Genomic DNA, 12,446 nt, shown 5'->3' on the forward strand with positions numbered 1-12,446 from the left:
GTATTGGGTATCGAAGGATGATACTGTTAGAAATTGTTTACTCTTACACGTTGAAGCCAACTTGTAGTGCGAAAACGAAATACTTATCTATTTATCCATTGAACTATTTATTCGTTAATACTGAGGCAAAGATAATAAAAAAAGCTATTCGATGTCGAATAGCTTGTGTATCGTGTTAAAAAAGACTGATTTGTCCGGGTTGGGGATTGTCCTTTGTTGGTTTTTTTCGTTCTTTTTTTTCTTCTTTCTCTGTCTTCTCTTCTTGTGGTTGAGTAGGAATAGGTGTTTCTTCAAACAGGTTGAGTGTTTCTTCTTCTGGTGCTGTGGGGAAACAGTTGGTGTCTTCTGGCTCAATACAAATAGAGGTCTTGGTTACAATGCCATCAAAAATGGGCGGTGCTGTTTGCTGTGCCCAAGAGGGAACAACTGTTTCTTCTGACATAATTTCGATTGGCGTTTCTTCCATAGTCTCTTCATCTATTGCATCGACTGCTGGTAAATCGAGGTCGTCCTTGGTGTCCTTTAGGGGTAAAGAAGCCGTCTTTTCTTCTGTTTTTTCTTCTTGAGTAAGGAATTCCTCTTCTGGTGAAGCTACTTTGTCTACTGTTGAAATTCCCTCAGCCGTCACATCAAGTGCAGCTATTTCTTCTTTGTTTTCAACTACGGGAGCTGTTTCTTCCAATAAATCAAAAATAGAATAATTTTGTACCACGATTTCGTTTACATCAATGGTAGAATCTAATACAGGATTATTTTCCTCCTCTTGCAGATCGAATTGAATCTCTTCATTCGGCTCGCCTTCCAAAATGGTAGCCTCTTCAATGATAATCTCATTAACCCCTAAACGAGGAAAACTAGCTAATACAGGAAGGGGTGTTTGTGCTTGATCCGTTGTGGTATGTTCTTCCGTGGTAAAGCTCTCTACTTTGTTTTCTAAATCCACCAAAAGACGCTTGATTTTTTTGATATGTGGATGATCCACAAAGGTCTCTTTTTCATAAACCAGCTCCAAAAGTTTGTACATCGTGTACGCTTCGTGGTACTTTAAAACGACGGCGTGCTTTTTATTGTGGTCTAAAATGGAAACTTGTTTCTGTATATTCTTGGCTTTGTCTTCAAGTTTAGCAAGTAAATCCTCTTTTATACTAACCAATAAAGCGTCTTTTATAGATTGTACAACATAGTCATCGGTTTTTTCAACCATTTGAATAACAGTAAGAAGGACATCGTTACTTAATTTAAATTGAATTTTTGTCGTCATTGTAATGTATGGAAAGCCAGTTAGGTCGTTTCAAATATTGATATAGGTTACAAAATAAGGAAAAAAATATGACTTTATGACGTGTTGAGAAAAACATTTAAAACGCTTTGTTTCCTAAAAAAGCTTGCTTATTTTTAAGGGAGAAATATTGATGCGATTGAAAAAGTTTCCCACTCCACTTGCCTTTAAATATCCTTGGCGCAGCTACCAGAAAAAAGTCTTAGACCAACTAGATTCCCATCTTCGTGACAACAAATTACACGTGGTTGCCCCACCAGGGTCGGGTAAAACGGTATTGGGGTTGGAGGTGATGCTTCGCCTCGATCAACCAACGCTTATTTTGGCCCCTACTTTGGCGGTCAAAAATCAGTGGATTGATCGTTTTTGTTCCCTTTTCTTACAAGTGGAGGAAGTACCCGATTGGATTTCTATCCAGCTGACACAACCTCAATTTTTGACGGTTTCTACCTACCAAGGGTTGCATGCGGCTTTCAACTACTTGAAAGAGGAGGAGGAAAGTGATGAGGAAATGCAAGAGGAATCAGCAGGAACGTATACGAATGTTCATGCTCAGGAGATTATAGGTAAACTACGTGCAGTGGGAATCAAAACACTACTTGTGGATGAGGTGCATCACTTGCGCAAGGAGTGGTGGAAGGCTCTGGATTTATTAAATAAAGAGCTAAAATCTACCGTAGTGGGACTAACTGCTACACCGCCCTATGGAGCGTCTAGTTTTGAATGGCAACGCTATATGGATTTAGCGGGTCCTGTCGATGAAGAAATAGCGGTACCTACCTTAGTGGAAGTAGAGGATTTATGTCCACACCAAGATTTTATTTACTATTGCACTCCTTTGGCAGAAGAGCGAGAGAAAATAGGAGAACATAAAGCAAGTGTGTATGCCTTTTATACGGCTTTTAGATCCAACCCTACATTGGCCCAAACCTTGCAACAATCGGCTGTTTTTCACCAACCTTTGCAGCATTTGGATTGGATTTATGAAAACCTTACCACCTATGTCGCTTGTTTGGTATTTCTACAAGCGATGGAGGGGAAGATTTCGTCTGTACACCAAAAAGTATTGGGTATAGCAGAAGAACTTCCAACGTTGGATTTACTTTGGTTTGAAAAAATGCTCCATTTCTATTGCTTTCAAGGACAGGATATCTTGAATGAGATCCCAGGTTATACGGTGTTTCGGACAGAGGTAATGGCAGAATTAAAACAGCGTGGACTCATTGCCTATCGACAGGTTCAGCTGGTACAGGACAACAAAGGGGATGATGTCTTGCTTTCGAGTTTGAGTAAATTGCAAAGCATTGCTGATCTTGTCAATTTTGAGTATTCCGTTTTGGAAAGGGATTTGCGCTTGGCCATTTTGACGGATTATATCCACAAAGAATATTACAGTACTATACAACCACCTCCCGCAGTTTTGTCTAAACTGGGGGTCTTGTCTATTTTTGAAACGTTGAGACGTCAGAACTCCAATAATTTAAAGCTTGCTGTACTAACAGGATCTGTGGTTTTGGTACCTGTCTCTTGTTTAGAGGCCTTGAATACCTTGACAGGAAACAATAAATGCTCCCTGACTTCGACGATATTGGCTTATGATCCTGATTATGCAGCTTTGCAGATTACACCTCAACAACGTCCTCACGTGGTGCATTGGATGACACAATTGTTTGAAGGAGGGCACATCCAAGTGCTCATTGGTACCAAAGCTTTATTGGGGGAAGGATGGGATGCTCCAGCGCTGAATACTTTGATTATGGCCAGCTCTATTGGTGCCTATATTACCTCTAATCAGATGAGAGGACGTGCTTTTCGGGTGAATGCAAAAGTCCCAAATAAAACGGCTCATATTTGGCATCTTGCCTGTGTGGATGCGTATGCTACGGAGGGTGGGAAAGATTGGGACGTAATTCACCGCCGTTTTCAAACCTTTGTGGGCATATCCAATACCGACAACCAAACACAAATAAATATCTCTAACGGAATTGAACGTTTACAGGAAAGAAAGCGAGCGCGAAAGGAGAAGGATGAGGACTATGTTAGGCAACAAAACCAGCAAACCTTAGCACGCGCCAGACAACGCGATAGCTTGAAAATGAGGTGGCTTACCGCGATTCAAAAGGGAAATCACCTCGCAGAGGGAGTGAAGCTGTCGTTTTCTTCTCCTAGGAAACAGCGCGATATCCATCGAGCGAAGCAATTTTATACCAATAAAACCGTAGTGTCAGCCTTGCTGACCGTATTGTGTTCTGCTATTTTTTTCGTAGTATATCAAGTGATTGGCTTAGGGAGAGGTATTTTGTTACACGGAGTAAGTTTGTGGTCCTTTGCGTATTGGGTTTTTCAAACTTTTGTGTTAGGTCTGGGACTTCGCTTCGGATGGAAAGGGTGGAAGTATTATCGCATGTATCGAAAGTTTGGCGATATACGAAAAGATATTCAAGGCATTGGAGAGGCCTTGTGTAATACACTTTGTGCTTTTGATCTACTGACAACACCCCAAGATTCACTTCGTGTGGTTACTGCGTTGGAGTTCGGAGGTGGCGTATTTTGTACTTTAGAAGGGGCGTCATTGCGAGAAAGTCATGTTTTCGCCTCTTGTATGCGTGAGGTTTTATCGCCCATTGATAATCCGCGCTATGTCCTAGAGCGTCATACACTTCTCCCGATTCAAGATAGTGAATCGGATTTTCACGCGGTTCCAGAATGCATCGGAGTCAATCGTAAACAAGTCAATTACTTCGCCCAACAATGGACACAAAAAGTAGGGAGGAATAGAATCATCTATACCCGAACTCCCGAAGGGAGAAAAGAATTACTACAAGCACGCGCCTTTGCTGTGGTGAATCAGCTTGGGAAATCACCTGTGAAACAAGAACACCAATGGCGCTAAATAAGAACGTCCCTTGTATGGAAATACAAAGGACGCTCAACTAACTAATCAATTAAAATGGGTCATCACTCCATCTTTATAAAAGTGCTTCTTTCTTTATCATCCTTCGGTGAAGAAGAGAATAAATGGGAAACAGACTTTCCGGGTAATTAAATTCGCACAATACCACAGTATCACTCGATTTGTGAACAATTGGTAGTACTTTTGTTTGTTTTGTTACAGTTCTAGTTTTTTTATTAATGTTAAATTTTACTGTATCTGTAAATTGCTTGTATTCAGGTATTTATATTGAATAGCTATTTGCTACTTCTGCTTTTATCTTCAAAACTAGCTTCTTTGATGCTCTTTTTGTTTGAGCTATCGCCAAAAGTATAGGTAGCACCAATAGATAAATTGCGACTATTCCACGAATTGCTATAGGTTTGTACGTTGTCGTTGAAGTAGCTGGTTCCCTTGGATGTTCCTGTGTTAAATATATCGTATAAGGAAATATTTAGGTTGAGTTTTCTATTCAATAGATTGGCTTTTATCCCTGTAGATAAGGCTTGATAAGCACTGTATTTGGTGTTGTCTTCCTTGTGTGGGACTTGGTGGTACCAGTTTAAAAATACGCTTAGTGTTTTGGCTGTATTGATCGTAAAGGTGTTTTGAGAATAATAGCTAAAGTAAATTCCGTTTTGAGCAATTTGATTGGCTTTTAGGTTTCTATAGTACGAATTCGAATAGTTGGTATTCGCTCCAGTGCTCGTTTGCCACCAACCCGTAATCTTGTTGCTATACGAAATATTTAGTCCATAGTTGTCACTATTGAGCATATTGTAGTACGTACTAACAAAAACGTCGTTAATTAAAGTAGAGTACTGATCAAATGAATTGGTGATATGGTAGTAGTTTAATCCAATAGACAAAGCACCTTGAAATAAATAATTCAGCTCAAAGTTATCCGTAAACGAAGGATTTAATTCTGGATTTCCACTGTTGTAGGAATAGCTATTCGCATAGTATCGGAACGGATTCAAAATACCCGAATAGGGGCGATTAATACGCTTAGAATAGTTGAAGTTAAACGAGTGGTTTTCATTGGGATCATAGGAAATATAAGCCGTAGGGAACCATTTGTTGTACGATTTTTTGAACGTTTCATTGGTTTCTACTAAATGACCTTCTACTTCGGTTTGCTCAAAGCGAAGCCCTCCTTTTACACTCCATTTATCACTTAATTTTTTGTGTAAACTCAAGTAGCCCGCATAATTATCTTCTTTGTAGTTGAAGCGATTACTACGGGTGTCATCATACATCCAGTCACTTCCCTTTTTGTTGTAGTAGAAGACTTTTGATCGATTGTCGTAGTTGGAGTATTTTCCACCAAGTTCTACATCAGCCCAAGATAATTTATACGATAGATCTGCCGTTCCACTCCATACTTGATAGTTTAAATCATTGGTGAAGTAGGTAGCTGTTTTAGCCTCTCGATGGGTGGTATATTCATTCATATTCGTCGTTCCTTCAGGAATATTGGCAAAATAATTCAATCCTAAGGACAACTTACTGCCTAGTGTATCTAAATCTCGATCATAAAATAAATTAGCCGTATGATAGATATTGTCGTTTTTTGCTTCAGTTAACGATTGGATAATCGAATCTGTTGTGTGCCCAGGTAAGGCAATGTATTCGGAAGTATTGGGATTGGTATTGGTGTTTTTGTACTTCGATAAGTCATAGGTTGCTCCAATTACTTCTTTGTCCGATAGCTGATAGTTGGTGGTTAGATTAATCCCTCCCGAAGTATAAGTCCCCGTTGGGTTGGCATGCGAATCTAAAATGCGTTTATCGTTAGTAAAAGTATAGGCATTTTTATTGCTGTACTTCCCATCACCACCATTGGCTTTTACCATGATGTTCCACTTTTTGTTTTGGTAATTTAGACTTCCATTGAGTGAATACCAATTGTGGTTGTTGTAGGAATAGGAACTACTCACCGATCCATACATGCCCAGTGTTTTGTTCTTTTTTAAGACGATATTAATCAACCCACTATTACCACTCGCTTCATATTTAGCTGGTGGATTAGTGATTACCTCAATCTTTTCAATATCATCAGAACGCAAGGTTTTGAGGTAATTGGTTAAGGCATCTCCTTGTAAGTGCACAATTTTATCGTTAATCATGATGGTTACACTGCTTTTTCCTACAATACTAATCTTGTCATTTTGTACCTTAACGAGTGGGGTATTCGTTAAGGCTTCTACAGCATCCATCCCCTGAGAAGCAATACTGTTCGCTGTGTTGAATACTAAACGATCGGCTTTGCGCTCTACCAGCTTCTTTTCTGCTTGTACAACAATCTCGCCTAGCTCCGTAGAAGATTCTGCCAGAATATCGCCCAAATCTAAATCCTTGTCCAAGAGCACGTCTTTGGTGTAGAGCAGTTGACCTAAATAATGAATATTCAATTTATAGCTTGCCGTCGGTAAATTGGTTAAGGAAAAATCTCCAGTCTCTTTGGTAAACCCCTGTTGAACAAGTTGTTCGCTGTCTTCTTTCAATAGGTGTAATTCAGCAAAATCAATGGGTTGTTTGTCTTTGTTGAGAACTCTCCCTTTTAAGATGTTTTGCGCTTGTAGCAGGGGAATGCTACAAAAAAAGATCATAAATAATGTCAATTGCTTTTTCATAGTATGTAGATTCTGGTGAACTTATTAACAATGTTGATAAGTTTGTTAACAAGTAGTCTTGTTTTTGTTTATAACTTGGTTGATTGCTATAGGTAGCTTATCTAACTAATTTGTTACGACTCTTTTACATTTGTTTATAACTTTTTACTTTTTAGAGTTAATACCGGTTGATAATCAGTAGATTTTAAAAGTTATTAACTAGTTTATAAATCGTATAGTTTATTTTCTGTTGATGATGTCTTTATTGCTGCCTTGACGTTCTTTTACTTTGATCGAATTATTTCCAAAGCTGTAGCTTAAACCAACGGTAAAATAACGGTTGTCGTTGTACATATTGTATTTTTGTTTCACCCCATCAGAAGTAGCTTGCGCTCGTAAATTCGAGGTTCTTAAGAGGTCATTCATATAAGCTGAAACATGCAGCTTTTTATCTAACATGGCATATTTTACCCCTAAGTTTAATCCGTACATCGGACGCAATTTCCAATTGCCATTGTTTAATTTCGATTGGTACCAAAAGTCAACTTGAGCCTGAAGTGTCTTGTCTGCATTGAGCTGTAGGGTATTGTTTGAATTAAAGTAGTAACCCATACCATCTTTTGTTTCTATCTGCACATCCTGAATAAGCGCAGAGGAATTGTAAAAAGCAGAAAGAGTGTTTTGCGAACTCAACCAATGCCAGGTATCAAAAATATGAGTCACGCTAATATTGCTATTCGTAGCGTCAAAGATATTGCCTTGCTTGAGTATTTGAATGTTGTTAACCGTATCAATATTGGAATATTGAGAAAACAGATTCGTTACTTTTGAATGAGACGCTTGAATAAATAACTTGTTTTTGAACGTATAGTTAACACTAGCGGTGTTGATATAGGTTGGTTGTAAGGTTGGATCTCCAGTGACATAGTTGTGATCATTGACATACCATCTAAATGGGTTGAGCTGCCAAAAACTAGGTCGGTTGATACGGCGATTAGCGCTAAAAGATAATGTGTTTTCTTCATTGACCTTGTAGCTTACAAATAACGTAGGAAACAACTTAGTGTATGTTGTTTTTTCTGTGGTTTCTGTAGCCTTCGATTCTCCTGTAGTTTGTGTACTCTCCATGCGAAGTCCCACTTGGGTTTCCCATTTTTTTCCAAAAGCTTTCGTTGCACTGAAATAAACCGCTTGTATATTCTCTTTGTACACAAAATGGTCTTCCTGTAGGATGTTGGATATACTTGTTAGCCTGTTGATATTTGATGAATGGGCATTGTTTATTGTTTGAACAAAACTCGCTTTTGCACCATACGATAAATTGACAAAAGAAAGGGGTTGTTCCATATCGATTTTCGCACTGTAATTGTCTATCTTTTGATCGCCACTTGTTTGTGCAAATTGGTCCTTGTTAACAATGTTATCAACAACTCTTGTATTTGTGTTGAAAACGCGGAATTTATCCGTATTATAGTTGAAGTAATCCAAGTCTATATTCATCTTAGTTCCCACAGTATCAAATTTATGAGCGAAATTTAAATTCAAAGCCTGATTGTTGAAATCTGGACTCGATTTCCCCTTTGTATCGATGTTTTTTAGCAAGTTATCAACAAGGTTATACACATCGACCTGATTCTTATCTGTCGTTTTTTGGCTGTTTGTATTGCCTCTGTATTGAAAGCCAATTCCCGTTTTCGGTGTTAGCTGGTAATCCAATTGAAAGGTACCGGATAAATCCTTATTTTGTTTGGTTTCTCGATACACTGTTTTCCATGTTTCAGTTGGATAGTATAAGTCCATTTTGCCAATTTCTTGGTTGTATCCACGACTAGCATGAACGGAAGCAGCCAGGGATACCTTGTTTTTGCTGTAATTGAATACATCACTCACTTTCCAAAGGGCTTTGTCTGCGCCCACAAAACCAGTGCTAATTTGGTTGTTCCACGCATTGTGTTTGGCTTGTTTCAACACAATGTTGATTAGTCCACTGTTTCCGCTCGCTTCATATTTAGCTGGGGGTGTGCTAATTATTTCAATCTTTTGAATAGTTTCGGAAGGGATTGTATTTAAGTAGCTTATTAATTCTTCTCCAGTTAACGGCAATAGTTTGTCATTAATCATGACTTGCATGCTGCTTTTTCCAATTAAAGAAATTTGATCTTTATCTACCTTTAACCCGGGAGTTAATTTTAATAGGTCTTTGGCATTACTGTTGTTAGCGTGTATAGATTGTTCAATATTGAAGATGGTACGGTCCACTTTGCGCTCAAATACTTTGGCTTGTTTGGCGATGACAATTTCGTCGAGAAGGTTGTCATTTTGAATGATGAAGGGGGCAAGCTCTTGGTCTTGGGAAAGGGTTAGTTGGGTTTCATACTGTTTTTTTCCTAAATTGGTTACGCGTAGGATATAGGAGTCTGTCGCAATAGGGCCAAAAGAGAAAGCGCCGTTTTCGTCTGTATAGGTGTGTTGAACTACGGCTTCTTGAGGTGTTAACAGCAAGATTTCTGCAAAGTCAATAGGTAGTTGTTGTGCATCTACAACAGAACCTGAAAGTTTAACTTGGCTAAGGCTAACTAGTGATACAAGAAAGCAGAATAAAGTGATTAGTTTAGTTTTCATCGATAGTTTGATTTGATCAATAGAAAACCAAAGCTGTGCCAAAAAATTAATTCTTTTTTAATTCATTGAAAATTAGTACCTTGCTGTATTGCCTTTCCGGAAGAGTGTTCGCTTATGAACAACGGACAACACGAAAGTGGACATAAAAAAAACTGCTTTTGGGGAAAGCAGTTTTTCGTTAAGCATATATGAATCTTTGAATTTCAATTTTCAGTATATTCATTTTAAGCTTGACATTGATTTTGTTGTTTATGTTAACCAAAGGTACGATAAAGTTTAATAAAAAGGAACTAAAATATAATAAAGTGTTACCTTTGTGTGAGATAATTTATTAAACTACGAGGTTTATTATGCAAACACCAGCACAGAAATGTAAAATTCAGTCAGAAAAGATGCGTTCAAGGCGAAAAGAACTTGGTTTTTCTCAGGAATATGTAGCGATGAAGCTTAATATTTCTCAAAAAGCCTATTCTGATATTGAGAGCGGAAAGACAAAGTTGAAGAATGATGTATTAAATGAAATTGCTATTATTTTAGAAATCTCTCCATTTCAAATTTGCCCTATTGCTTGTGATTGTACATCCGATTTACAAACCAAGCACGGACAATTGATTGAATACTTGAAAGAGAATGGGGTTGACTTTCCCGAAGAATTAAGTTAATAAACGCGCCAGTAAGAAAAACCCTATCGTTTAAATCGCTATAAACAAAAAAGCCTCGTTAGAGGCTTTTTTGTTTATTGTTAGATGTTTTTTTGTAGTTTGTTTTTTTATCCAATACATCTTTAGACAGAGCGTTTTTTCTTTTAAAAGATACAATAGATTTTCTCTTAATGAACTAACTTCACAAAAAAGCGAAAGCCAAACAACAAAAGCCAAAGCCTTCATTTTCTATATATTCCATTGTAACAAACTTGCTCCCCAGGAAAACCCAGCACCAAAAGCAGTAAGTAGAAGTAAATCTCCTTTTTTAATTTGGTGTTTAAATTCCCAGATACACAAGGGAATTGTTGCGGCAATGGTATTACCGGAATAGGTAATATTATTCAGTGCTTTTTGTTCTTCAATTCCCAATTCTTTTCCCACTGCATCAATGATGCGTTTATTGGCTTGATGAGCAACTAACCAATGGACATCCTCAATGGATAAATTGTTTTTTTGTAAGAGTTCTTTGCAGGCGGTGCTCATTGCAGTTACAGCTTTTTTGAATACAACTTTGCCGTCTTGTTTTAGATAGCGGTGTTCGGCATTCCAATCAGTTGCATCATACGGATATTGCGTTCCACCACCTTTGATGTTGAGGTAGTCAACCCCTTTGCCATCGCTGAGGAGTAAAGCATCCAAAATACCTGTTTCAGGTGATGGTTCTAGCCAAACAGCTCCTGCGCCATCGCCAAATAAAATATTGGTTGAACGATCGGTGCGATCAACAAAGGAACTAATCTTGTCTGCTCCTACAACCACAACATTTTTGTAACGCCCTGTTTCAACTAGAGCTGCTCCCATGTCCAACGCATAGAGAAAACCAGAACAAGCCGCATTCAGGTCAAAGGCCCATACATTGCTCAGTTGTAACTTCTCACAAACAATGTTAGCCGTTGAGGGCATGGGCATGTCTGGAGAAGACGTTGCAATCAAAATAGCATCAATGTCCCTGGCTTTTTTTTGATAGGAAGTACACAGTTCTTGAATGGCCGCTACAGCCATATCCGATGTCGCTAGACCATCTTCTAAAATTCTGCGTTCTTTAATTCCTGTTCTCTTTATAATCCATTCATCAGAAGTGTCTGACAAACGTTCTAAATCAGCATTGGTGCGTTTTTGTGTCGGTAGATATCCCCCAATGGCTGTTATTTGAGCATATTGTTGTTTATTCTTCAACATTGTTGTTTGTTTTGCGTCTTATGTGCAAATAATAATTACTTACAGTTTTGGATGTGTTTTTCCTCTAAAAGGACTCAAATATCGCTATTTTTAGCTAAATAATAGTGGTTAAATAAACGGAATAAGTTGTCAAAAAGACGCATAAAATTACTCAAATGTTAATTTGTTAACTTAAATTCACGAGGGGAGATTCCTGTACTATTTTTGAAAAACTTACTGAAAAGTGCTACATCCTGAAAGTTGAGTTCAGTGGCTACTTGTGTAATGGAATTCTGAGGATCTTTCAACAATATTTTAGCCTCGAGAATGATGGTCTCCACAATAATGTCCTTGGGGGCTTTGCCAAATACATCGGTAATAATTTTGGTGAGGTGCTTGCGACTGATAAACATGTGGTCCGCATAAAATTGTACGCTTCGCTCTTTTTTGAAATGGGAGGAAACCAACAAGAGAAAGTTTTTGGTTAATTCTTCTTTTCGAAGTGTCTTTTTCTCTGTTTTCGCTAGTACGCGTTTATTATAGAAGTGCCCTAACTCATACATTAAAATGGAGAAATGATGCAAAATTAATTGGTGCGTAAACAAGTTGTCTTGGGTGAAAACGAGTTTGTTTAACCGTTTTAAATGATACTTAATTTCTTTGATGATATAGGTATTCAGTGGCAAAATTTTGGGATACTGTGAAGAAAAAAATTGGATTAAATTATTGGATTTGAGATGAAATCCCGCATCTAGAAATAGTTCTCCACTGGCAAAAAAAGCCTGTACACTAAAGTCTTTGGTGTATCGAATAATTTCAAAAAACTGTTGTGGTAAGACCACGAGAATGTCGTTTTTCTTAACTTTGGTAGGCTCTAAATTTATGGTAATCTCACATTCACCCGCAGTGATGAGGATTAATCCAAAAGAGGCAAATTTATAGGGTTTGCCAATAACAAAATACTGACTGTGTTTAGGACCAATCTCTACTACCGCTAATCGCTTATCAACGATAAAACGCTCATATCGATTTAGGATATCGGCAATGGAATAGGATTGTATGTAATTATGCTTCACAATAACAGGGTATAGTTAAAGTGGTAAAAATAAGAAGTCCAACGGATAAAAAAGTTGTTT

General features: G+C 37.9%; 7 protein-coding genes. 2 read left to right on the forward strand and 5 right to left on the reverse strand.

Annotated features, from left to right (window positions below; translation table 11 throughout):
• Nucleotides 1-175: 175 nt before the first annotated feature.
• On the reverse strand, nucleotides 176-1,261 hold the full coding sequence (locus tag ACLJX0_RS03525; RefSeq protein ID WP_410878489.1) for a hypothetical protein: 1,086 nt from the start codon (nucleotides 1,259-1,261) through the stop codon (nucleotides 176-178).
• 151 nt (nucleotides 1,262-1,412) lie between these two features.
• Between ACLJX0_RS03525 and ACLJX0_RS03530 the strand changes: the two genes are divergently transcribed.
• Nucleotides 1,413-4,172, forward strand: coding sequence for a DEAD/DEAH box helicase family protein (locus ACLJX0_RS03530; RefSeq protein ID WP_410878723.1), 2,760 nt, complete (start codon nucleotides 1,413-1,415; stop codon nucleotides 4,170-4,172).
• 296 nt (nucleotides 4,173-4,468) lie between these two features.
• On the opposite strand, the gene ACLJX0_RS03535 is transcribed toward ACLJX0_RS03530, so the two are convergent.
• Together ACLJX0_RS03535 and ACLJX0_RS03540 are read right to left on the reverse strand one after the other, a co-directional pair.
• Nucleotides 4,469-6,847 (reverse strand): TonB-dependent receptor domain-containing protein, encoded by a 2,379-nt coding sequence (locus ACLJX0_RS03535; protein WP_410878491.1) that lies wholly within the window; start codon nucleotides 6,845-6,847, stop codon nucleotides 4,469-4,471.
• Nucleotides 6,848-7,066: 219 nt separating this feature from the next.
• Nucleotides 7,067-9,448 carry an outer membrane beta-barrel protein gene (locus tag ACLJX0_RS03540; RefSeq protein ID WP_410878492.1) on the reverse strand — a complete coding sequence of 794 codons (2,382 nt, stop codon included), beginning with the start codon at nucleotides 9,446-9,448 and terminating at the stop codon, nucleotides 7,067-7,069.
• A gap of 392 nt (nucleotides 9,449-9,840) precedes the next feature.
• Here ACLJX0_RS03540 and ACLJX0_RS03545 point away from each other — a divergent pair, with 392 nt between their 5' ends.
• Entirely contained in the window at nucleotides 9,841-10,110 is a 270-nt protein-coding gene (locus ACLJX0_RS03545) for a helix-turn-helix domain-containing protein (RefSeq protein WP_410878494.1), read from the forward strand.
• Nucleotides 10,111-10,338: 228 nt separating this feature from the next.
• Here the strand turns inward: ACLJX0_RS03545 and ACLJX0_RS03550 are convergent, their stop codons facing one another.
• Complete coding sequence (locus ACLJX0_RS03550; RefSeq protein ID WP_410878496.1) at nucleotides 10,339-11,331, reverse strand: beta-ketoacyl-ACP synthase III; 993 nt, start codon at nucleotides 11,329-11,331, stop codon at nucleotides 10,339-10,341.
• A 158-nt stretch (nucleotides 11,332-11,489) separates the two neighbouring features.
• Nucleotides 11,490-12,386, reverse strand: a complete 897-nt coding sequence (locus ACLJX0_RS03555) for a helix-turn-helix domain-containing protein (RefSeq protein ID WP_410878498.1) — start codon at nucleotides 12,384-12,386, stop codon at nucleotides 11,490-11,492.
• Nucleotides 12,387-12,446: the final 60 nt, after the last annotated feature.

Origin of the sequence: Myroides sp. DW712, from assembly GCF_046557355.1 — a bacterium.
GTDB lineage: Bacteria > Bacteroidota > Bacteroidia > Flavobacteriales > Flavobacteriaceae > Flavobacterium.

Bases quoted from the DNA above. Each gene is read 5' to 3' on its own strand.
- ACLJX0_RS03550 (WP_410878496.1), bottom strand. From the start codon at position 11,331: ATGTTGAAGAATAAACAACAATATGCTCAAATAACAGCCATTGGGGGA.
- ACLJX0_RS03525 (WP_410878489.1), bottom strand. From the start codon at position 1,261: ATGACGACAAAAATTCAATTTAAATTAAGTAACGATGTCCTTCTTACT.
- ACLJX0_RS03530 (WP_410878723.1), top strand. From the start codon at position 1,413: ATGCGATTGAAAAAGTTTCCCACTCCACTTGCCTTTAAATATCCTTGG.
- ACLJX0_RS03535 (WP_410878491.1), bottom strand. From the start codon at position 6,847: ATGAAAAAGCAATTGACATTATTTATGATCTTTTTTTGTAGCATTCCC.
- ACLJX0_RS03540 (WP_410878492.1), bottom strand. From the start codon at position 9,448: ATGAAAACTAAACTAATCACTTTATTCTGCTTTCTTGTATCACTAGTT.
- ACLJX0_RS03545 (WP_410878494.1), top strand. From the start codon at position 9,841: ATGCGTTCAAGGCGAAAAGAACTTGGTTTTTCTCAGGAATATGTAGCG.